General features: G+C 44.0%; 20 protein-coding genes. 3 read left to right on the forward strand and 17 right to left on the reverse strand.

Annotation, left to right across the window (positions count from 1 at the left end; all coding sequences use genetic code 11):
• Window positions 1–4 precede the first annotated feature (4 nt).
• The 13 genes from hisF to KS2013_RS07750 form a co-directional block, all read right to left on the reverse strand.
• A complete protein-coding gene (hisF, locus tag KS2013_RS07690) occupies window positions 5–781 on the reverse strand; it encodes an imidazole glycerol phosphate synthase subunit HisF (protein ID WP_068992097.1) in 777 nt (258 codons plus the stop codon).
• A complete protein-coding gene (gene hisH, locus KS2013_RS07695; protein ID WP_068992099.1) occupies window positions 769–1,374 on the reverse strand; it encodes an imidazole glycerol phosphate synthase subunit HisH in 606 nt (201 codons plus the stop codon). The genes hisF and hisH overlap by 13 nt, the downstream gene beginning before the upstream one ends.
• The gene (gene hisB, locus KS2013_RS07700; RefSeq protein WP_068992101.1) at window positions 1,371–1,949 is read right to left on the reverse strand and encodes an imidazoleglycerol-phosphate dehydratase HisB; all 579 of its coding nucleotides are present in this window, start codon (window positions 1,947–1,949) and stop codon (window positions 1,371–1,373) included. The genes hisH and hisB overlap by 4 nt, the downstream gene beginning before the upstream one ends.
• Window positions 1,946–3,652, reverse strand: coding sequence for an aminotransferase class I/II-fold pyridoxal phosphate-dependent enzyme (locus KS2013_RS07705; protein WP_068992104.1), 1,707 nt, complete (start codon window positions 3,650–3,652; stop codon window positions 1,946–1,948). The genes hisB and KS2013_RS07705 overlap by 4 nt, the downstream gene beginning before the upstream one ends.
• Complete coding sequence (hisG, locus tag KS2013_RS07710; RefSeq protein WP_068992106.1) at window positions 3,649–4,497, reverse strand: ATP phosphoribosyltransferase; 849 nt, start codon at window positions 4,495–4,497, stop codon at window positions 3,649–3,651. The genes KS2013_RS07705 and hisG overlap by 4 nt, the downstream gene beginning before the upstream one ends.
• A gap of 389 nt (window positions 4,498–4,886) precedes the next feature.
• Window positions 4,887–5,342 (reverse strand): GNAT family N-acetyltransferase, encoded by a 456-nt coding sequence (locus KS2013_RS07715; RefSeq protein ID WP_068994475.1) that lies wholly within the window; start codon window positions 5,340–5,342, stop codon window positions 4,887–4,889.
• A gap of 30 nt (window positions 5,343–5,372) precedes the next feature.
• The gene (locus KS2013_RS07720; RefSeq protein WP_068992108.1) at window positions 5,373–5,711 is read right to left on the reverse strand and encodes a P-II family nitrogen regulator; all 339 of its coding nucleotides are present in this window, start codon (window positions 5,709–5,711) and stop codon (window positions 5,373–5,375) included.
• A 12-nt stretch (window positions 5,712–5,723) separates the two neighbouring features.
• Window positions 5,724–6,983: an ammonium transporter gene (gene amt, locus KS2013_RS07725; protein WP_068992111.1), complete on the reverse strand. Its 1,260-nt coding sequence runs from the start codon at window positions 6,981–6,983 to the stop codon at window positions 5,724–5,726.
• A 133-nt stretch (window positions 6,984–7,116) separates the two neighbouring features.
• The gene (ispD, locus tag KS2013_RS07730; RefSeq protein WP_068992114.1) at window positions 7,117–7,818 is read right to left on the reverse strand and encodes a 2-C-methyl-D-erythritol 4-phosphate cytidylyltransferase; all 702 of its coding nucleotides are present in this window, start codon (window positions 7,816–7,818) and stop codon (window positions 7,117–7,119) included.
• Window positions 7,819–7,831: 13 nt separating this feature from the next.
• Window positions 7,832–8,107, reverse strand: a complete 276-nt coding sequence (gene ftsB / locus KS2013_RS07735; protein WP_068992116.1) for a cell division protein FtsB — start codon at window positions 8,105–8,107, stop codon at window positions 7,832–7,834.
• A 74-nt stretch (window positions 8,108–8,181) separates the two neighbouring features.
• Complete coding sequence (gene eno, locus KS2013_RS07740; RefSeq protein WP_068994476.1) at window positions 8,182–9,459, reverse strand: phosphopyruvate hydratase; 1,278 nt, start codon at window positions 9,457–9,459, stop codon at window positions 8,182–8,184.
• A gap of 50 nt (window positions 9,460–9,509) precedes the next feature.
• Entirely contained in the window at window positions 9,510–10,370 is an 861-nt protein-coding gene (gene kdsA / locus KS2013_RS07745; protein WP_068992120.1) for a 3-deoxy-8-phosphooctulonate synthase, read from the reverse strand.
• A 38-nt stretch (window positions 10,371–10,408) separates the two neighbouring features.
• Window positions 10,409–12,046 carry a CTP synthase gene (locus KS2013_RS07750; RefSeq protein WP_068992123.1) on the reverse strand — a complete coding sequence of 546 codons (1,638 nt, stop codon included), beginning with the start codon at window positions 12,044–12,046 and terminating at the stop codon, window positions 10,409–10,411.
• Window positions 12,047–12,431: 385 nt separating this feature from the next.
• On the opposite strand from KS2013_RS07750, the gene KS2013_RS07755 reads away from it, so the two are divergent.
• Complete coding sequence (locus tag KS2013_RS07755; RefSeq protein ID WP_068992127.1) at window positions 12,432–12,881, forward strand: YaiI/YqxD family protein; 450 nt, start codon at window positions 12,432–12,434, stop codon at window positions 12,879–12,881.
• Here the strand turns inward: KS2013_RS07755 and mazG are convergent, their stop codons facing one another.
• Together mazG and relA are read right to left on the reverse strand one after the other, a co-directional pair.
• The gene (mazG, locus tag KS2013_RS07760; protein ID WP_068992131.1) at window positions 12,882–13,688 is read right to left on the reverse strand and encodes a nucleoside triphosphate pyrophosphohydrolase; all 807 of its coding nucleotides are present in this window, start codon (window positions 13,686–13,688) and stop codon (window positions 12,882–12,884) included.
• A gap of 3 nt (window positions 13,689–13,691) precedes the next feature.
• Complete coding sequence (gene relA / locus KS2013_RS07765) at window positions 13,692–15,902, reverse strand: GTP diphosphokinase (protein WP_068992133.1); 2,211 nt, start codon at window positions 15,900–15,902, stop codon at window positions 13,692–13,694.
• Window positions 15,903–16,277: 375 nt separating this feature from the next.
• On the opposite strand from relA, the gene katG reads away from it, so the two are divergent.
• Together katG and KS2013_RS07775 are read left to right on the forward strand one after the other, a co-directional pair.
• Window positions 16,278–18,434, forward strand: coding sequence for a catalase/peroxidase HPI (katG, locus tag KS2013_RS07770; protein ID WP_068992136.1), 2,157 nt, complete (start codon window positions 16,278–16,280; stop codon window positions 18,432–18,434).
• Between the two features lie 466 nt (window positions 18,435–18,900).
• Entirely contained in the window at window positions 18,901–19,203 is a 303-nt protein-coding gene (locus tag KS2013_RS07775; protein ID WP_068992139.1) for a hypothetical protein, read from the forward strand.
• Window positions 19,204–19,624: 421 nt separating this feature from the next.
• Here the strand turns inward: KS2013_RS07775 and rlmD are convergent, their stop codons facing one another.
• Window positions 19,625–20,971 (reverse strand): 23S rRNA (uracil(1939)-C(5))-methyltransferase RlmD, encoded by a 1,347-nt coding sequence (rlmD, locus tag KS2013_RS07780; protein WP_068992142.1) that lies wholly within the window; start codon window positions 20,969–20,971, stop codon window positions 19,625–19,627.
• Between the two features lie 52 nt (window positions 20,972–21,023).
• Window positions 21,024–21,800: a 3'-5' exonuclease gene (locus tag KS2013_RS07785; protein WP_068992145.1), complete on the reverse strand. Its 777-nt coding sequence runs from the start codon at window positions 21,798–21,800 to the stop codon at window positions 21,024–21,026.
• Window positions 21,801–21,924 lie beyond the last annotated feature (124 nt).

Below are 21,924 nucleotides of genomic sequence, written 5' to 3' on the forward strand. Positions count from 1 at the left end.
GCCTTTAGCGAGTTAAAATATTCTGTGACTTTAAAACTTGTTTAACATCATTAACCGAGTACTCGGCACGATGAAACATGCCTGCAGCCAGTGCTGCATCGCTTCCGGCTATATAGGTGTCGACAAAATGCTGGGCATTTGAAGCACCTCCTGAAGCAATCACCTGAATTCCTCTTTCAAAAGCTACACGACTCATTAACTCATTATCAAAACCAATACCGGTTCCATCTCTATGCATGGCTGTGAGCAAGATTTCACCAGCCCCTCTTTGCTCAACTTCTTCAAACCAGTCAAAGGCATTAACATCTGTTTTAACATGTCCTCCACTAACATAAACGGCATAGTCATCATGCTCATCTTTATTGACGTCAATTGCCACAACCACGCATTGTGAACCAAAACCTTCGGCAATTTCGTTTATCAAGCTGGGATTCTTTATTGCAGCAGAGTTAAGCGCGACCTTGTCGGCACCAGCCGCAAGGAACTGGGCAACATCAGTGTAACTATTCAAGCCACCACCAACGGTAAATGGTATGGATAAATTCTTGGCGACCCGGGTCACCGTATCTAAAGCATTTGCCCTGTTTTCGAGCGTAGCTTTAATATCAAGAAAAACGATCTCGTCTGCGCCCTGTTCTTGATATTTCAGAGCAAGATCAACAGGGTCTCCCATATCAACCAGACCTTTAAAATTTACTCCCTTAACCACGCGGCCATTAGCTACATCAAGGCAGACAATCACTCTTGGAATTAAGCCTTCATCCCGATTTAGTTCAGACATTGCTTCATGACCTCCTCACCAACGGCACCCGACTTTTCAGGATGAAACTGAAATGCCCATAGATTCCCTTTATTAATCGCAGAAACAAATTCTTCACCATAGGTAACCGTCGCGCTGGTTACCTCAGAGCTTTTTACGCCGTAGCTATTCACAAAATAAACCACTTTCTGATCCAGGATGTCATTGCTGGAATCCAGTTTTGCCCAGCCGACCATTGGCTGCTTAGGACTCTCTAACCGTCCTACCTTACCCTTAAAAATACTCAGCCCCACTACTCCGGGATCTTCTGCAGAAGATTCGAACAACACCTGCAAACCAACGCAAATACCCACCAGTGGTTTGTCAGCCTTAATCCAATCCTTAATCACATGACCCAGACCGCTGGCATTTAACTGCTCCATAACCTGACCGAACCGCCCTTGCCCCGGCACCACCAAAGCATCAACCTCGCTGTCCACATCCTCCGGCTGATCAATCATTAGCGGTTTAAGACCAATTCTTTTTAAGCAGGCAAATAAGCTGAATAAATTGCCGGCTTTGGTATTGATAACACCAACTCTCTTGCCCTTTATGTCGCTAGCAGTCCCGGTCATAACATCCCCTTAGTACTGTTCTCACGCTCACTCACCTGTAATGCGTCACGCAAAGCAAAAGCTAAACCTTTAAAACTGGCTTCTACCAGGTGGTGATTGTTATCGAAATACTCTGTTTTAATGTGCAGAGTTATAGCGCTGTTGATGGCAAAGGTATAAAAGAAGTGTTTCCACATCTCTGTTCCAATTCCACCCAGCATTTCTCGAGTAAACGGTAAGTCTGTAATGGCATAAGCACGGCCGCATACGTCAACCGCCACCATTAACAAGCTAGCATCCATTGGTAGTAAGCGCTGACCGTAACGTACAATTTTCCCCTGTTGACGCCAAGCCTGATTAAAAGCTTGCCCGAGGCAAATAGCGACATCCTCAATTAGGTGATGATCATCAACCTCTAAGTCTCCTACCGATCTTAAATTCAAATCCCAGCCCGCATGAGTAGCCAGTTGATTAAGCATGTGATCAAAGAACGGTAGCCCCGTATCAATCCTCACACCTTGTTTACCATTGATATTCAATGATAATTGAATTGAGGTTTCCTTGGTTTTACGCTCTAGCTGTATCGTTTCACTCATAGCAAAGACTCCAATTGATTGACATTGTCGAGCACCAGATCAGCACCACCTTCATACAAAGACTCGTCGCCAATGCCGATAGCGATCACTCCAGCCCTGTTGGCCGCGACCATATCATCGGGCGTATCACCCAGCATCCAGCCGTTTTCTTTGCCGAAATAACGAAGGGCTTTAATGATTCCTTCAGGTTCCGGTTTTGATACCTCTACATCGTCGTCACTGATCACAAGACAATTATTGGCTCCTATCATTCTGGCACCTTCTACCGCCTCGTCTTTTGGCCTACCGGTAACAATTGCGGTCTTAATGGTACGCGTATTAGTGACGAATAACTGTGTAGACAGTTGCCGCTCGATGAATGGTTTCTCTAATTCTTTTAAACCTTTGTTTTTCTCGCTGCCTTGGTAAAAACTCTGAAAAACGTCAATAACAGCATTAAGATCTGTTTCATAACCAGATTGTTGAACCAACTCTAAACTCAACACCCAGTCATTGTTAAAGCCACCTTTACTTCTTAGCTTTTCAATATCGGATTGCTCGACCGTTTTGCCAGCAATGTGCTCGACTGTGGCCTTTATCGCCTGATCATAGCTTTGCCTCGTATCAATAAGCACACCATCCATATCAAAACAGATTAGTTCTGGCTTTAAAGCAAGTCCTAGAGCATTGAGTAGTGGTTTTAAGTAAAACGGTATCGTGATTCGAATAGCATTGATCTTTTTATCTTTAGCACTCAAACCAGCTAGCTCAGTTTTAATAATGATATTGCGTTTTTCACAGGCAGCCTTTATTAACCGGAGTTTGTTTTCATTGCCCTGAATGAACAGGAAGTTAGCACTGCTATCAACAACCTTTAAGCCTGCAGATTTTAACAGCACGACAACTTGCTCACGGTTTTGACTAATCGTTCCTGCATAGTTATTAACTTCCAGCCTGGCACTATCGGTAAATGCTTTCTTTGCTACTTCAATGGTTGGAGCCGGTAGGTTAAACGGCATCGCCAGACGCGCAAATTCGATGACAATTTTGGATTGGCCCAACAGGTATCCACAACGGATTCCAGCCAGTCCAAAAGCCTTCGACAAGGTTCTTAATACAATGAGATTATCAAACTCTTCCAGTAGCTTTAGGGAATAATCTTCATCTTTGCACGCAAACTCTATGTAAGCTTCATCCAGAAAAACCTGTGCATTTTTTTCCTTGGCTTGCTGACAAACTCGATATAACTCATCTTCAGATATAAGTTCGCCTGTGGGATTATTTGGGCTGGTGATAATTAAGATACTCCCTTCCGAGACCTCACTCAGCGCACCTTGCAAATCAATTCGCATATCATCCAGCGGCTCTATAAGAGTCATGTCCGCACTCCAAGTGACTTTTCCTGCGAGGTACTGGCTAAAGGCCGGTAACGGTAATATGAGTCGACGTTGTTGCAAACAAGCATATTTAAACAGTAACTCAATGGCTTCATCACCACCATTGGTTAACAGCAATTGCTCCTTATTCAAACCATAATATTGAGCCACCTGATCTTCTAAGCCAGTTTTGTCAGGGTACTTCCACAAACACTCTGTAGAGATGGTTTCCGTGGTCAACCATAATGGACGACTGTCAGAGCGCTCATTAAAGTCCAGTTTAAGTACTTTTCTGCTACCAGCCTCCCCCTGATATGCCTCAAAGTTATTCTGATATAAAGGTTTCATAGCGCTTTCCTGATTGGTGTTTCTAAAATATCTGTGGCGCCGGCAGCAATCAGCTGTGGCAATAAATCCTTTATAAGTTTACGTTCGATGGCTGCCTTAATGGCAAAACCGTCCGAGTTATAGAGTTCACTAACCGTGGGAGAACGCATTGCAGGTAAAAGATCTACTACTTTCTGTACGTTATCCTTATTGCAATTCATTTCAAGTAGAACCCGTTTACGTCCGTTCATGACACCCCGCATCAGCAGTAGCAAGTCGTCAATCTGCTTTTTCTTTTCAGGGTTCTTTAAAATTTCTTTGTTAGCTATAAACTGTGTTGAGCTTTCGATAACCGTATCAACAATCTTTAAACGGTTTGCTCTTATGGTAGATCCGGTGCTGGTATTATCAATAATCATGTCGGCATCTTCCGGAGGGAAGACTTCTGTGGCACCATAAGCACGCAATAACTTAAATGGAACGCCTAACCGAGTAAGATAATCATTAGCTATCTTTTTATACTCGGATGCTACAATAATGTTTCGTTGCTTAACTTCATCCCAGTCCCATTCCTCAGGGATACAGGACACCAGGCGAACCGGGTTAAATCCAAGATCCATCAAAACTTCAACGTCTGCTTCCTGCTCTATAATCCAGTCCATTCCAGCGAAACCTATATCGTGCTGCCCAAGCGCTACCATCTCAGGAATATTCTGGCTCTTAAGTAATTTTACTTCGATGTCACAGCCATAAAGCGTCGGACGATAATTACGACTGTCACCCACTAAAGTTAACCCTATCTCAGAGAGAAGGTCTTCAACCTTATTAAATAACTTCCCTTTTGGAACTACCATTTTTAATGTCATCACAGACTCCTAAAATTAAATCATTAATACCTGAAAACGAAAAAACCCGTTGACCTTTCGGAGCAACGGGTTTGAAAATCAATCATGAGTATTTTAATTAAGCACTACTCATTCCACCGTCGCTCGCGCAGTGTATGATGGTGATGATGATGTAATGCTTTACTGAAACTCATTCTCTAAACCTTTTGTTCAAACATAAAAAAAGCCCCGCTCATTTGGCGGGGCTTTCTATAATTCTTTAATACTACTTACATTATTAAAGACAATAGCTCACCGCCAACGCATTTGCGTGGTAATGATGGTGATGTGTTGCGTTTAATAATGTTTTCATATGCTGTGATTAAAACGTATCCAACAAAACCTGTCAATCCCCTGGGGCAATAAAAACGCTAAATGAACTTAGTCATAAACAAACTGTGGGGATCTTCGCTGTATTCACCGAAAGGGGCAGTCTCCATAAACCCAAACTTGCGGTAAAGGGCAATAGCTGGCTCAAAGGCTTTGTGAGTACCGGTTTCCAGACTTAACCGCCGATATCCCCTACTCTTAGCTTCCGATAACATGACCTCTAATAAACGGCTTGATACACCTCGCCTGAGAAAGACTTTAGCAGTTCTCATCGACTTCACTTCAGCATGAGTCTCTGATAACTCTTTAAGGGCTCCACACCCAGCTATTTGATCTCCCTGCCAGGCACTCCAAAAAGTCAGGGATGGATGCTTTAGTTCAGCCACATCAAGTGCATGAATGCTCTCTGGCGGCGAGTACTGAAACATTTCTCTGCGATGCTCCTCCAGCAAGCGCATAATACCCTGGTCCTGTAAATCATCGACTTTTATTAACAGCTCTTTCACGCAAATACTCCTGATAAACTCTTATAATGCATCCTTTCCAATCTCACCGGTTCTCAAACGTACAACGGTCTCCAGATTCGTTACAAAAATCTTTCCGTCGCCAATCTTACCAGTCTTAGCTGTATTGATTATCGTTTCCACGACACGGTCTACTTGACTGTCATCCACGGCGACTTCGATTTTTGCTTTCGGTAGAAAATCCACCATATATTCTGCACCACGATATAGTTCAGTGTGCCCCTTCTGGCGACCAAAACCCTTGACTTCTGTTACGGTCATACCGGTAACATTCATCTCTGTTAAAGCCTGACGCACTTCATCCAAACGAAACGGCTTAATAATAGCAGTAATTAATTTCATGGCGTCACCTCTCTAACTTTTAGTAAATTCTGGGTAAGCTTCAAGACCGCACTCTTCCTGGTCGGCTCCCTCATATTCATATTCATCATTAATACGAATACCCAGTGTCTTTTTAATTACCAGCCATACAGCAAAGCTAGCCAAGAAAGTCCATAATGTAATCACGCCCACTCCAAGTAGCTGGCTTATGAGCTCAGACTTACCATTGGTCAGGGGCACTACCAATAATCCTAAAATCCCGCCCACGCCATGGACCGAAATAGCTCCAACTGGATCATCTATTTTTAGACGATCAAAGGTCACGATAGAAACCATAATCAAAACACCGGCAATTAAGCCATAAACTAAAGCAATCAACGGTGTGGGTGAGACAGGATCAGCGGTGATAGTAACTAAACCTCCTAAAACGCCATTTAAGATCATTGTCAGATCCGCTCGACCGTAACGAATTTTCGAGAATATCAGTGCACCAACACCACCAGCAGCAGCTGCCGTATTGGTATTCAAAAGAATAAGTGCCACGGTATTGGCTTTATTAACGTTGGACATTTCCAGTAATGAACCACCGTTAAAGCCAAACCACCCCATCCATAGGATCAACGTGCCCAAGGTTGCCAATGGAATATTCGCTCCGGGAAAGGCTTTTATTACGTTTCCAGGGCCATACTTTCCTTTTCGCGGCCCAAGCAATAATACACCCGCAAAAGCGGCTACAGCACCACACAAGTGCACCACACCAGAACCTGCAAAATCGTAGAAGCCGGCCGTTTCTAGGAATCCCAAACCCCATTTCCAGTAGCCTTGGATTGGATAGATCAAAGCTGTCATGAAGAAGCAGAAAATAAGAAAAGCCCAGAGCTTCATTCTCTCTGCTACAGCGCCCGACACGATTGACATGGCTGTCGCCACAAAAACCAGCTGGAAAAAGATCCCACCGACCGTCGAGATGCTAGCACCTTCTGTCATAGCTTCTTCTGCCGATAAGTCGGTATAGCTCGGGAAAGAGAAACCCGGAAACCAGCTATTTACAGCGGCATCGGGATACATTATCTGATAGCCAATCAATAGATAAGATAAACTGGCAATAGAGTACAACGCGATGTTTTTAGTCAGTATTTCTACCGTATTCTTTGCTCTCACCAGCCCAGCCTCTAGCATAGTAAATCCAGCGGCCATCCACATGACTAAGATTGCGAATGATAAAACATAAAAAGTATTGAGCGCATAGCTCAGTTCAAAAATAGGTAAGTCTGATTGCATGGCTTGTTCCATAGTTCCCCCGAATTTCCTTATTATTCATACCATGGTCATACCAGATAACAAAAGACGGCAGAAACAAAAAATGCACCTTGTTGGTGCATTTCCTATCATCTTTTTAAAATTAGCACCTATATGGTGCAAGAAGTTATTTTTTGTTATTCAGCCACAAAGATGCAAGAAATAAATCTTCTGGCTCCGTTATTTTTATATTTTTACGAGAGCCAATCACCAATGAAGGATGATAACCCGATAACTCCATCGCAGAGGCTTCGTCTGTTATTAACTGCTGCCTGGATAAAGCTAACTCAATGGAACGTATTAATGAATCTACAGGAAACAACTGTGGGGTCTGCGCTAACCATATAGATTCACGATCGATGGTCCTATCTATTGTCTGTTTATGATTTGCCTGCTTTACGGTATCAGTAACACCAATGGCTAGAATCGCGCCATCCGGTGACGAATCCCTGGAATGAATCAAATCGTCAATGTGTTCTGATTTAAGGCAAGGTCTTGCAGCATCATGAACCATGACCCAGTCATGATGACTTACTTCCTGCTCCTGAATAGCATGCAAACCGGCCAGTACAGAGTCCACTCGCTCTTTACCCCCGATAACAGTAACTACTCGCGAGTTATTCTTAAAAGGAAGTTCTTGCCAGTGACTATCTTTGGGGTTGAGTACGACTATAACTTTATGGATTTTTGAGTGTTCGAGAAAACGATTAATACTATGTTCGAGAATGGTTTTATCGTCAATCTCCAGATACTGTTTTGGTGTATCTGAATTCATTCTGGAACCAATCCCTGCGGCAGGAATGACTGCCCAAATACGACCGGAGCTCATATATTAAGCCTCGTTAATGAGAGTCTAAAATTCGAATAAACACTTCACCTTCTTTGATCATTCCCAACTGATAACGGGCACGCTCTTCTATTGCGTCAGTTCCATTTCTCAGGTCATTGATCTCAGCAACGATCTTTTGGTTTCTTAGTGCTAATTCTTTATTTTCTATTTTGATATTATCTATTTTCTGATGTTGTAAGTTTATTTCTCGAAAAGAAGATTCTCCGAACCATATTCGGTACTGTAAGGTCATCAAAATAATGACTAATATCAGAGCAATCCACTTCATATGATAAACAATGCCAGAAAAAGAGTCCTAAATAAAGTAATTGCTGCGGTTATAAACCGCAGCAATTACAGCCTTTAAAACTTGAAAGCACTTTTACCCGGATATGGCGCTTTACCATCCAGCTCGCCTTCAATACGTAGCAATTGATTGTATTTAGCCACACGATCTGATCGACATAGCGAGCCAGTCTTGATTTGACCCGCAGCAGTCGCCACTGCCAAATCAGCAATAGTGGTGTCTTCTGTTTCACCACTTCGGTGTGAGATAACTGCGGTATAACCTGCTTTATGGGCCATATCGATAGCAGCTAGCGTTTCTGTCAATGTACCGATCTGGTTAACTTTAATCAGGATGGAGTTGGCAATGCCTTTGTCGATACCTTCCTGAAGAATTTTAGTATTAGTAACAAATAAATCGTCACCGACTAGCTGACACTTATCACCAACTTTTTCAGTAAGAATTTTCCAGCCATCCCAGTCGCCTTCATCCATACCATCTTCAATCGAAACGATTGGGTAACGCTCAACCCAGTCAGCTAAATAATCAGCGAACTCTTCCGAGGTTAGTTCTTTGTTTTCAGATGCCAGATGATACTTGCCATCTTTATAGAATTCACTTGATGCAATATCCAGTGCTAAAGCAACGTCTTGACCAAGCTTGTAACCAGCTTTATCGACTGCTTCTACGATAGCTTGAATCGCTTCTTCGTTAGAACCAAGGTCTGGCGCAAAGCCACCCTCATCACCCACAGCTGTATTCAAACCTTTAGCCTGAAGTACCTTGCGCAGGTTATGGAAGATTTCTGCCCCCATGCGCAGCGCTTCAGAAAATGTTGGCGCTCCTACTGGCATGATCATAAATTCCTGGATATCAACGTTGTTGTCCGCATGTTCACCACCGTTGATAATATTCATCATTGGTACTGGCATAGAGAACTTGCCATCACGGCTAATATGCTCGAACAGTGACTTGCCAGAAGCCATAGCTGCTGCTTTGGCGTTAGCCAGTGATACAGCCAAAATTGAGTTAGCGCCTAATTTTTCTTTATTCTCAGTACCGTCAAGATCCAACATAATCTGATCAATAGCGGCCTGGTCAGAGGCATCATGACCAACAAGAGCGTTCTTAATGTCATTGTTTACGTATGCAACTGCTTTTAATACGCCTTTTCCTAAATAACGAGAAGTATCACCGTCTCGTAATTCCAACGCTTCACGAGAACCTGTAGAAGCACCTGATGGTGAACAAGCAATGGCTTTAATACCATTTTCTAAAATCACTTCAGCTTCAACTGTCGGATTACCACGAGAATCTAAAACTTCACGTCCAATAACATTTTTGATTTTCAAAATCACACCCTCTAATGTTTTATAGAATCAAAACAAATAATTAAAAAATTAAATTACAGTAAATCGCCGCTACCAAAATCGCTGATAGAATCTTCAGCAAACCCTGCCTGCTTAACGATATTATCCAGCTCCTTCATGACTTTGAGTGTTTCTTCAATACGGTACATAGGGAAGGAGTTTGGTCCATCACACTTGGCGATACTTGGATCTGGGTGGCTTTCCATGAAGACTCCAGAAACACCTGCCGCTATAGCAGCACGAGCCAATACAGGAATAACTTCTCGCAGGCCGCCGGAAGAAGCGCCTTGGCCACCGGGTAATTGTGCAGAATGAGTAGCGTCGTAAACCACCGGACAGCCAGTGTCACGCATGATGGATAACGCTCTCATATCAGAGACTAAATTGTTATAACCGAACGATACACCTCGCTCGCAAACCATAATGTTGTTATTGCCAGTTTCACGGGCTTTTTCGACAACATTTTTCATATCCCAAGGGGATAAGAACTGGCCTTTTTTGATATTAACGGGAATACCCGGCTCACAAACTTTCTGGATAAAGTTCGTTTGGCGTGACAGGAATGCTGGCGTTTGCATTACATCAACTACATCCGCCACTTCCTGAAACGGCGTATCCTCATGGACATCGGTTAAAACTGGCACGCCAACCTGATCTTTAACTTTCTGCAAAATTTCCAGACCCTTTTCCAAACCGGGACCACGGAAACTTTTACTGGAAGAACGGTTTGCTTTATCGAAAGATGATTTATAAACAAACGGTATATCAAGACGATCCGTCATTTCTTTCAAGAAACCAGCAGTATCAATCGCTAACTGTTCACTTTCGATAACACAAGGACCACAGATCAAAAAGAACGGCTGATCCAGTCCAACTTCCCAATTTAATAACTTCATAATTCTGCCTTCGGCTTTCACCTGTTTACGCTGCAGACTTACGCTTCAGCTTTTTCAGCATGGTAATCTTTTGCTGCAGCAATGAATGCACTGAATAATGGATGACCATCACGCGGCGTTGAGCGGAACTCAGGGTGGAACTGACACGCTACATACCAGCGGTGATTTTTAAGCTCAACCATTTCTACAAGCTTCTTCTCACTGGATGTACATGATACCACAAGGCCTGCCTTTTCAAGTTTTGGCAATAAGTTATTGTTAACTTCGTAACGGTGACGGTGACGTTCATTAATCACATCGCTTTGATAGATATCATGCGCTTTAGTTCCAGCTTTTACATCTGCAGGTTGTGCACCCAGTCGCATGGTCCCACCTAAATCAGAATCATCTGTGCGCTCTTCTGTAGAACCGTCACGGTTGATCCATTCAGTAATTAAGCCGACGACAGGGTTTGGAGTTGATGAATCAAACTCCGTACTATTTGCATTTTCTAAGCCAGCTTTGTGACGTGCATACTCAATCACAGCGACTTGCATACCCAGGCAGATGCCTAGATAAGGAATATTATTTTCACGGGCAAATTGCGCTGTCGCAATCTTGCCTTCAACACCACGCTCTCCGAAACCGCCTGGGATTAAGATGGCATCCATGTCCTTAAGAATTTCTGTGCCACGCTTTTCTATATCCTGCGAATCAACATAATGAATATTGACCTGTTGGCGATTATGCAGACCAGCATGCTTTAAGGCTTCCGTAAGTGACTTATAAGCTTCGGTTAAGTCCATATATTTACCCACCATGGCGATGTCTACTTCGCCATTTGGATTTGCTTCACGGTAAAGCACTTCTTCCCATTCAGCCAAGTTTGCTTCTGGTGCTTCAATATTGAAACGTTCACAAATGAGCTGATCGACTTTTTGGTTCAGTAACACTGAAGGAATCCGATAAATACTATCAACATCTTGCAGTGAGATAACCGCTTTTTCTTTAACGTTGGTGAACAATGCAACCTTAGCCTTTTCGCCCGCAGGAATAGTACGATCTGAGCGGCAAATAAGGATGTCAGGTTGAATACCAATCGAACGTAATTCTTTAACCGAGTGCTGAGTTGGCTTGGTTTTAAGTTCACCAGCAACAGCGATATAAGGTAGTAACGTCAGATGCACAAACATGGCGTTTTCTTTACCCACTTCAAAACGAAGCTGACGAATCGCCTCCATGAATGGCAAAGACTCGATATCACCTACCGTACCGCCGACTTCAACCATAGCAACGTCATAGCCTTCGGCGCCTTCTTTCACCTTCTGCTTAATTTCATCAGTGATATGAGGAATAACCTGAACCGTTCCGCCCAGGTAGTCACCCCGACGCTCTTTGCGAAGAACATCCGAATACACACGGCCGGTTGTAAAGTTATTGCTTTGCTTCATGCGGGTACGAACAAAGCGCTCATAGTGACCAAGATCAAGGTCTGTTTCTGCGCCATCGTCGGTCACAAAAACCTCACCATGCTGGAAAGGACTCATGGTTCCCGGGTCAACATTAATATAAGGATCGAGTTTGAGCATCGTGACTTTCAGGCCGCGAGACTCAAGCAAAGCAGCCATAGAAGCCGCCGCGATACCTTTACCTAAAGAAGAAACAACACCACCGGTTACAAATACATACTTGGTCATAAGCCTAATCCAACTACCCAAACTATTGTGAAAACTGCTATAAATACAACAAATCGCAAAACGCCTTGCCTATGGATAACCATTACAAGTTGTCGTTCACGATTTAGAAACCTATTTTTGAAAATCAATGCTTTATCTTACTTAAAGCACTACTACCAACATGCCAATTTGATTCAATTATTCAAATATGTTGGTTGATAAACGTACGTTTGTCTTTGAGAAGAAAGGACTCCCAGGACGGGAAAATAGTATACCAAAAAGGTCGGATGATTGGCGAGGAGTTTTTGCATTAATTAAAAATCAGAGAAATCACTCGACCAACAGGAGACAGCGCTAGCCTGATACTTTATGATGATGCCAATTCAATACACCAAAGCCAGTATTCATGAAAATTTGGGTCGACGCTGACGCCTGTCCAGTTGTTATCAAGGATATTCTCTTCCGAGCAGCTCAACGCGCTGAGATACCGACTTGCCTAATCGCAAACCAATACATCAAGGTACCACCGTCCCCCTTTATCAAATCCTTGCAGGTCGAATCTGGCTTTGATGTCGCCGATAATGAAATCGTTCGTCGTGCCAGCTCAGGCGACCTGGTTATTACGGCCGATATCCCACTGGCAGACGAGGTCATTGATAAAGGGTGTACCGCGCTTAGTCCCCGTGGAGAACTTTTTACTAAAGAAAATATCAAAGGGCGCCTGACGATGAGAGACTTTATGGAAACGATGCGTTCCAGCGGTATCCAGAGCGGTGGGCCACCGCCTTTGAATCAGGCCGATCGAATGAAATTCGCTAATCATTTGGACAGAATTATCGCTAAAAGCAGTAAATAACTAACTACCCCTGCTTTTTGCTTTTTGCCATGCAGATTCCAGCTGATCAAGGGTTGCACTATCCACACTTAAATCGGATTCAGCTATGATTAACTCTAAGGCGCGAAAGCGACTTTCAAACTTACGACAGCTCGCCCTTAAAGCCGCTTCCGGATCGACCTTGAGGTGTCTTGATAGATTAACGCAGCTAAATAGCAGATCGCCCATCTCTTCTTCGATATGCGGTTGGTCATTACTCGCTATCGCTTCTTTTAACTCAGCAATTTCTTCTTCCAGCTTTTCAATAACGCCATCTATCTCGGGCCAATCAAAACCATGACGACCAACACGCTTTTGCATTTTTTGTGCCAACGATAGTGCAGGGAAACTTTTCGGCAGGTCATCCAGTAAACTGGTATTCTCCGAATTTTTAGCCTGCCGCTCCTGCTGTTTTAGCCGTTCCCAGTTTTTCTTAATGTCAGCATCGGTCTCCAGCTTCTTGTCTGAAAAGACATGCGGATGACGTCGAATCAACTTGTCAGACATGACCTGAGCAATCGATTCAAAGTCAAATAACTGCTGTTCCTGACCTAATTGCGCGTAGAACACGACCTGAAACAGTAAATCCCCCAATTCACCTTCAAGTTCCGCCATATCACCGCTTTCAATGGCATCGGCAACTTCATAAGCCTCTTCCAGCGTATGCGGCACTATCGTTTCAAAGGTTTGCTTTCTATCCCAGGGACAGCCGTTATCTGGATCACGTAATGCCTGCATAATGCCAAGCAGGCGCTGCGTGTGCTTTAACGATGTGGGTAACTCAGACATAGATTAATGAGCTCTTCTCTCAACAGTGTATATGTTCGGTAATTGCTTTATTAGCGTCATCACTCGATTGAGGTCGTCGACCTGACTCAGCTCTACTTCTATCCATAACTCAACCTGCTCATTATTTTTACGGGTTGATAAATCCGTAATACTAGCCTGCTCATTAGCCAAAATAGTGGTGATATCTTTCAAAAGCGACTTACGATCCAGAGCGACAATCCTGATATCCACGGCATAAGCATTGGTCGCTTCTTTCTCCCAGGTAACCGGAATCAACCGTTCAGGCTTATCTTTGAGTGCTTTTTTTGCGTGAGTACAATCCTGACGGTGTATCACAATACCGCGGCCGCGAGTGATATAGCCAACAATCTCTTCACCCGGTACCGGCTTACAGCACTTACCGATCTGGGTCAAAAGATCGCCAACGCCCGATACCGAAATATCACTCATCGACTTGCGTTTGGATTTCTTGCGCAGTACGGGTTGGATATCCCGCTTTGGCTCATGAGCCTCTTTTTGCTCTTTAGCCCGATTAAGAACCTGCATAATACCCAAGTCACCGGTGCCCACTTTGACATAAAGCTCCTGCTGACTGGCCAGGTGCAGACGCTGGGCTAACTCTCGATGATCGATGTCGGATAACTGGTTTCGACTTAATTCTCTCTCAATAAGAATCCGGCCTTCGTTGGCATTATCTTCCTGATCGAGTTTATTAAAAAACTGATTGATTTTGCTTCGGGTACGAGAACTTCCTACATACCCATTATAAGGAATTAACCAGTCGCGACTGGGTAGCTCCTCTTTCTTGGTCATGATTTCTACGACCTCACCGGTACTTAGCTTATGAGTCAAAGGAACGATTCGCCCTTTAACCTTTGCACCAATGCAACGGTGTCCAATAGACGTATGAATTCTGTATGCAAAATCTATGGGAGTACTTCCTGCTGGTAAATCAATCACCTTTCCTTGCGGCGTAAAGACAAAGATTCGGTCTTCTGCTACCGAGCTCTGAAACTCGTCCAATAAATCATCACTGTGGGTATCCGCCAGTTCACTCTGCCATTCAAGTAACTGACGCATCCATGCAATTTTTTCATCCACACCCACCTTGCTCAGGTTCGCCCCCTCTTTATAGGCCCAGTGCGCAGCAATACCCTTTTCCGCTTCCTCATGCATCTGATGGGTTCGGATTTGTACTTCCAGTACCTTCCCCTCCGGGCCAACTACAGCAGTATGAATCGAACGATAGCCATTCTCCTTGGGTGTTGCGACATAGTCATCAAACTCCTTGGGAATATGCTGCCAGCTACCATGAACAATGCCAAGAGTTGCATAACAGTCCTGAACTTTATCCACTAAAATTCGCACTGCTCGTACATCATAAATTTCTTCAAAGCTGACCTTCTTGCGGGTCATTTTCTTCCAGATGGAGTAAATATGTTTTACTCGCCCGGTAACATCAGCTTTGATGGATTCCGCTTCAAGTTTAGCGTTCAGCAGGCTTATCACGTCATCAATGTATTGCTCTCGTGCTACCCGCTTTTCACGCAAACTTTTAGCAATAGTTTTGTAGGCATCAGGTTCAAGGTAACGGAAAGCCAGATCCTCCAGCTCCCACTTTAACTGACCGATGCCAAGGCGGTTGGCCAGCGGTGCGAAAATATCTTTGGTTTCTTTGGCGAAAAGGTATTGCAGATCCGCCTTAGCATCTTTGATATGACGCAATGTCACCACACGGTCAGCTAGCTTCAGTAGAACCACACGGGCATCATTCACCATCGCCAGCAGCATTTTCCGCAGACTCTCTACCTGCTGCTCGTCATTTTCGGCCCCGGAAGACTGCTGCAGTGAACGCATCGCTTCCATTTGACCGGCGCCATTCACCAGCTCGGTAATCCTTGTCCCCAATTGCTTTTTGATGGTTTCCAGATCAATGGACTGACTGATGACTCCTGGCAATAGGATAGCCGCGGTCAGGGTCTCATTATCAGCATTAAAATGAGTCAGAACTTCAGCCAGCTCAAGTCCTGCTGCAAGAGTATTTAATCGAATGATGGGGGTGATTGATACATTCTTTTCGGCTAGAGCTACAGCCTTCTCCATTTTGGCTTTTGCCTTATCCGCCAGTGATAATTCATTCAATTCTAACCAGTGGTTAAAATCAAAATGACCCGATTCAACTATGTCAAATATATCGTGCTCTTTCCGCTTCATACCCGTATGTCATTTATGTTTTTATTAGTAAACCAAAGCCTTGTAAAAGCTGACTTTATAATCCATAAAAAGAACATAGTAGCAGTATCGAAAATTTTTGGAAGTTCGTTGAGCCGTTTTAAGCAATAATTCAGAATTCGCCATGATTGAATCCCAGCAGATAGCATTATTGAAAATGAAAAACTTCATCAATAAGCTCTATCTGTATGAGTAATCTAAAAAAATAACCATCATCATAGAGCCTTTCTATAGCCCAATTCTCAGCCAAGTAATATTCAATTCCTGTGTTATAGTAAATTTTTATTCGTTACACCTACTTGCAGTTTACTGAAAAATAACGACAAAGTAGCGTCAACTATCTACAAGGAGATTCTTATGTCTGAGAAGAAGTGTCCTGTGATGCACGGTGCAATCACCAAAAGTAATAAGTCGAACACAGATTGGTGGCCGAACAACCTAAACCTTGAAATCCTCCATCAGCACGATAAGAAGACAAACCCAATGGGTGATGATTTTGATTATCGTGAAGAAGTTAAAAAGCTTGATTTCGATGCCCTGAAAAAAGATCTGACAGCGTTGATGACCGATAGTCAGGACTGGTGGCCTGCAGACTGGGGACATTATGGTGGCCTGATGATTCGCTTGTCCTGGCACGCAGCAGGAACCTACCGGGTTGCCGACGGTCGTGGTGGCGCATCAACCGGTAATCAACGATTCGCCCCTATCAACTCATGGCCTGATAACGCCAATCTAGATAAGGCAAGACGTCTCCTTTGGCCGATTAAGAAAAAGTACGGCAACAAAATTAGCTGGGCCGATTTAATGGCCTATGCTGGCACCATTGCCTATGAATCAATGGGACTCAAGACCTATGGGTTTGCTTTCGGTCGAGAAGATATCTGGCACCCAGAAATTGATATTTACTGGGGTGCTGAAAAAGAGTGGCTCGCGCCGAGTGATAATGAAAATAGCCGCTATTCAGGTGAGCGCGACCTGGAAAATCCACTGGCAGCAGTGATGATGGGTCTGATATACGTCAACCCTGAAGGTGTTGACGGTAACCCGGATCCTCTTAAGACCGCAGAGGATGTTCGCGTGACGTTTTCACGCATGGCAATGAACGATGAAGAAACCGTTGCTTTAACCGCTGGTGGCCACACGGTCGGTAAGTGTCATGGTAATGGTGATGAAAGTTTACTGGGACCGGAACCAGAAGGAGCCGATATCGAAGAGCAAGGCCTTGGCTGGAATAACAAAACGAAACGCGGCATTGGACGAGATTCGGTCACCAGTGGTATTGAAGGTGCCTGGACGACCCACCCAACTCGCTGGGACAATGGCTATTTTCATATGCTGCTAAATCATGAGTGGGAGTCTAAAAAGAGTCCAGCCGGAGCCTGGCAGTGGGAACCGGTTGATATTGCAGAAGGTGATAAACCAGCTGATGTCGAAGATCCAGCTCAGCATGGCAGGGTCATTATGACCGATGCCGATATGGCAATGAAAATGGATCCCGAATACCGAAAAATATCGGAGCGTTTTTATAAAGACCCTGAGTATTTTGCAGAAGTTTTTGCCCGCGCCTGGTTTAAATTAACGCACCGCGACATGGGGCCGAAAGAGCGCTACATTGGCCCTGACTCGCCACAGGAAGATTTGATCTGGCAAGATCCAGTACCAAAGGGTTCCACCGACTACGATATTGATTCACTCAAAAACGCGATCAAGCGAAGTGGTTTAAGCATCAGTGACATGGTTTCAACCGCCTGGGACAGTGCCAGAACCTTTAGAGGCTCAGATCTTCGAGGCGGTGCCAACGGAGCCCGAATCCGACTGGCGCCACAGAAAGACTGGGCAGGCAACGAACCCGAAAGATTGGCAAAGGTACTGTCGATACTTGAGCCGCTGGCTTCTGAGGCAGGAGCAAGCTTAGCAGACTCCATTGTGCTGGCGGGTAATGTCGGTATTGAAGAAGCAGCGAAAAAAGCTGGTTTTGATATTGTAGTTCCGTTCACACCCGGGCGCGGTGATGCCACTGAAGACATGACCGATATAGAAGCTTTTGAACCACTGGAGCCACTGCACGACGGTTACAGAAACTGGTTGAAAAAAGACTATGTTGTCAGTGCCGAAGAGATGCTGCTTGATAGAACTCAGCTAATGGGACTCACGGCACCCGAAATGACAGTACTGATAGGCGGCATGCGGGTACTTGGAACCAACCATGGTGGCAGTAAACATGGTGTTTTCACTGATAACGAAGGTGCATTAACTAATGACTTCTTCGTTAACCTGACTGACATGAGTTATACCTGGAAGCCAGCAGGCGAAAACCTGTATGAAATCCGTGACCGCAAAACCGACTCAGTCAAATGGACAGCCACACGAGTCGATCTTGTTTTCGGTTCTAACTCTATTTTACGAGCCTACGCTGAAGTTTACGCACAGGATGACAACAAAGAAAAGTTTGTGAAAGACTTTGTTGCAGCGTGGACAAAAGTGATGAATGCAGATCGGTTCGATTTAGATTAGTCTGTTTTGTTGTCAGTAATTAATCCCGCGGATTTTCCGCGGGATTATCTAATTAAGTATTATTGTCACTTTTCTTGGGTGCCGAGAATTAATAGGGTTAGAATAAATTAACTTTTTATTACTTTGGTACGTTTTGATCTTCCCCACATTCACTTAAATGAACTTAATTTCGCCCCTCGGCGAGTCACTTTCTCTTATACCTAAAGGTATTCCTTCAAGTCACAAGATAAGAGAAAGTAACCAAAGAGAAGTCCACCCCGACATTGAGGTCATTAAATGACTTCCTTCATAAAGCCCAAGCCACTTAACGCACCGTGAAATACAGTCCTTCCCTGGCCTGAATTTCACTATTTGAATCATCCAAGATTCAAATTGCTATGCCTTGGGCTTTACTCAGCTCAATGTAAAGGGTTACATGGAGCAAGCCTAGTTTTCATTTGTAATCATTCAACCTTATAATAAAGTAATGAGTATCAAGTTAGCTAAGAGTATATTAACTGAAAATTCAAAAGTACTTTATGGTATTTTTGGACTTATCGAGTCGTCTGGATTTTTTCCTCCTCGAAATATCTTAAACCAGTTTCTTGAGCAGGGATATGATCCTTGTGATCAAGATGGGAGAATGGATAACTGGAAGCCATTCACGCTAAATAATGAAGAATACCAAGTAATTGCAAATTGGTGGCTTAGCCAGCACCCGGTTTCGTCTATTAATGATTTAGGTGTCAGTCACTGGGATGATTGGTCAGTTAAAATAATAGATGCTTAGCTTCTCAGTAAACGTAGGTTGGGATGAAGAATGAACCCCAACAATAAACAATTAATGACTTGTTAGACTTAGCTGACTCAGTAGCTCTCAAGCCACAGGATGATGAAACTTGCTGAAAGGGATATAAAATTTCTTTAGCCGAGGCAAAACAATGATACCCTCTTCTGACGTCAAGTAAACGTAGGTTGGGGTGAAGAGTGAACCCCAACAATAAGCAATTAATGGCTTGTTGTACCGCGCAGGGTAGCCGCTACTTCGCTGGCTCAGCGCCAGCCTGAAAACTTAAATCACGGAACGATATCACTTCTAAGAAAGGGATATAAAATTGCTTTAGGCGAGGCAAAATTCAAAATTGGGGCGGGAGTTTACATTAGGTAAATGACCGACCCAATTTTTCATTTTAACAAAGCATAAAGTGATTTTAGGCCCTTTCAAACAAAGCGATGGACTCTGTATGTGCCGTATGAGGAAACATATCCATCACTCCCGCTTTAACCAACTTATACCCTCTTTCCTTCAGCTCGCCACTATCGCGGGCCAAAGTCGCCGGGTTACAGGAAACATAAACAATGCGCTCTGGATTAAAACGTGCGATATTCTGTACGACGTCTAACGCACCGCTTCGTGGCGGATCGATAAGGACTTTGTTGAAGCCTTCCTGTGCCCATTCTTCCTGCGTAAAGTCGGCCTGAAGGTCAGTCGCATAAAACTTTACGTTTTCGAGGTTATTATGCTTGGCATTCATACCGCCTCGTTCAACCATTTCTTCGCTGCCTTCTACGCCGACGACGTTTTGTACCTGGGTGGCTAATGGAATAGTGAAGTTACCCAGACCACAGAACAGGTCGAGGATACGGTCATCTTTGGTTGGCTCCAGCCATTCGATGGCGCGCTTAACCATTTTTTGATTGATGCTGGCGTTAACCTGAGTAAAGTCCATTGGGTGGAACAATAGCTCTACGCCATAATCATCCAATTTGTAACTCAGCCAGTCTCTATCATCAGGGCCATAAATCTTATGAACCGTTTTAGGGCCTTTAGGTTGCAGGTAAATATAAAGTCCATGCTCTTTACCAAACTCAACCCACATCTCGTGGTCTTTTTCGCTTAGAGGCTCCAGATGACGAACAACCAAAGCTACCTGATCATCGCCCATGGCAACTTCAAGCTGAGCTGTTTTGTTATTGGTATCGAGCTCTGAGATCATATTCTTGAGCGGAGTAATTAACTGACCTACTCTTGGATCCAGAACGACACAGGAATCAATAGTTGCAAGGAAGCTACTACGTTTTTCGCGGAAACCAACAAGCGCTCCTCCTTTCTTAGGTACGTATTTCACACCGAGGCGCGCTTTACGACGGTAGCCCAGAACGTCAGCCTGCATCGGCTCGACCAGCTCATAGTCATCTTTGTCTAGATCATATTGTCCAAAATGCTTCAGCTGCTCCACTAATACCGACTGCTTATGAGCAATCTGGGCTGGGTTACTCATATGCTGCAAGCTACAGCCACCGCAAATATCAGCATGCACGCAAGGAGGCGTCACTCGGTCTTCTGATGCGACATGAATTTCTTCAGCAACGCCAGCATCAAATTTGCCGCGTTTTTCGGTATAAATAAACGATACTTCTTCGCCTAACAATGCGTTATCGACAAAAACGGTTTTGCCATCTACAGAAGCTATGCCCCGCCCTTCATGTGAAAAAGCATGGATTTCTGCGCGTACCGGATCTTTCGGTAAAGCTTTTCTACGTCTTCTACGTGCCATTTACAATCGGTCTCTTTTTAAATTGGCTTTACAATGCTGAATACAGCAAAAACTAATCTTCGCCCTTCCAGGCGCTTAAAAATTCTTTAAAGTGATCTTGATTCTCGGCTTCAAGATACTGTTTCAGGAATGCTTCCTCTGCTTCCAACTCTTCGACAGTCATGTTACCTCGCATCACTTCGAAACGAAGGTACACCAGATACGTGTTCAAGACGTCAGTTTCACAGTAATCCCGGATGGCTTTTAAATTGCCTTCATTGTAGGTTTCCCATACCTTGGCCCCACTCATTCCCATCTTGCCAGGATAACCCAGCATTGATGCGACTTTGTCCAGTGGAGCATTTGCTCTTGGGTTATACAGCGCTAACAGATCCATCAGATCAATATGACGATTGTGATAGCGACTGATGTAGTTGTTCCACTTAAATTGGTTATCTATTTCACCCGTGTCCCAGTATTTCTGAGCGACCACATTATTTTTCATCGCTCGGTAATGCAGCACAGGTAGGTCAAAACCCGAGCCATTCCAGGAAACGATAGTGGGAGCAAAACGCTCAATACCATCAAAGAAGCGTTGTACGATTTCTTTCTCGTCCGCGTCTTCTTCGCCCAACGACCAGACTTTCACTTTATCACCATGACGAAATACTGCTGAGATGGCGACGACTTTATGCAAATACAGCGGCTGAAAAGTAGTACCTGACTGCTGTACTCGAAGATGCTCCATAGCGGAAACCACATCTTCGTCGCTTAATCCCTTAAAATCATTCAATAAACGTCCTGCTTCTACGTCAGGAATTGTCTCAATATCAAATACAAATAGATTCATATACTCTGACCACTTTTCCCCAAAAACGCGTTAAAATCATAGTCTTAATGAAGCCAACCTTGCCAGCCTGATCGAAGCAAGGTAGATTAGGCTAAAAGACCACGTAGTATAACGATTTTATAAC

It is taken from the genome of Kangiella sediminilitoris (assembly GCF_001708405.1).
Classification (GTDB): Bacteria; Pseudomonadota; Gammaproteobacteria; order Enterobacterales; family Kangiellaceae; genus Kangiella; species Kangiella sediminilitoris.

Bases quoted from the DNA above. Each gene is read 5' to 3' on its own strand.
- KS2013_RS07785 (WP_068992145.1), bottom strand. From the start codon at position 21,800: ATGAATCTATTTGTATTTGATATTGAGACAATTCCTGACGTAGAAGCA.
- ftsB (WP_068992116.1), bottom strand. From the start codon at position 8,107: ATGAAGTGGATTGCTCTGATATTAGTCATTATTTTGATGACCTTACAG.
- amt (WP_068992111.1), bottom strand. From the start codon at position 6,983: ATGGAACAAGCCATGCAATCAGACTTACCTATTTTTGAACTGAGCTAT.
- KS2013_RS07755 (WP_068992127.1), top strand. From the start codon at position 12,432: ATGAAAATTTGGGTCGACGCTGACGCCTGTCCAGTTGTTATCAAGGAT.
- hisH (WP_068992099.1), bottom strand. From the start codon at position 1,374: ATGACCGGGACTGCTAGCGACATAAAGGGCAAGAGAGTTGGTGTTATC.
- ispD (WP_068992114.1), bottom strand. From the start codon at position 7,818: ATGAGCTCCGGTCGTATTTGGGCAGTCATTCCTGCCGCAGGGATTGGT.
- KS2013_RS07750 (WP_068992123.1), bottom strand. From the start codon at position 12,046: ATGACCAAGTATGTATTTGTAACCGGTGGTGTTGTTTCTTCTTTAGGT.
- rlmD (WP_068992142.1), bottom strand. From the start codon at position 20,971: ATGGCACGTAGAAGACGTAGAAAAGCTTTACCGAAAGATCCGGTACGC.
- KS2013_RS07775 (WP_068992139.1), top strand. From the start codon at position 18,901: ATGAGTATCAAGTTAGCTAAGAGTATATTAACTGAAAATTCAAAAGTA.
- hisB (WP_068992101.1), bottom strand. From the start codon at position 1,949: ATGAGTGAAACGATACAGCTAGAGCGTAAAACCAAGGAAACCTCAATT.
- relA (WP_068992133.1), bottom strand. From the start codon at position 15,902: ATGAAGCGGAAAGAGCACGATATATTTGACATAGTTGAATCGGGTCAT.
- katG (WP_068992136.1), top strand. From the start codon at position 16,278: ATGTCTGAGAAGAAGTGTCCTGTGATGCACGGTGCAATCACCAAAAGT.
- hisF (WP_068992097.1), bottom strand. From the start codon at position 781: ATGTCTGAACTAAATCGGGATGAAGGCTTAATTCCAAGAGTGATTGTC.
- KS2013_RS07720 (WP_068992108.1), bottom strand. From the start codon at position 5,711: ATGAAATTAATTACTGCTATTATTAAGCCGTTTCGTTTGGATGAAGTG.
- hisG (WP_068992106.1), bottom strand. From the start codon at position 4,497: ATGACATTAAAAATGGTAGTTCCAAAAGGGAAGTTATTTAATAAGGTT.
- KS2013_RS07705 (WP_068992104.1), bottom strand. From the start codon at position 3,652: ATGAAACCTTTATATCAGAATAACTTTGAGGCATATCAGGGGGAGGCT.
- kdsA (WP_068992120.1), bottom strand. From the start codon at position 10,370: ATGAAGTTATTAAATTGGGAAGTTGGACTGGATCAGCCGTTCTTTTTG.
- mazG (WP_068992131.1), bottom strand. From the start codon at position 13,688: ATGTCTGAGTTACCCACATCGTTAAAGCACACGCAGCGCCTGCTTGGC.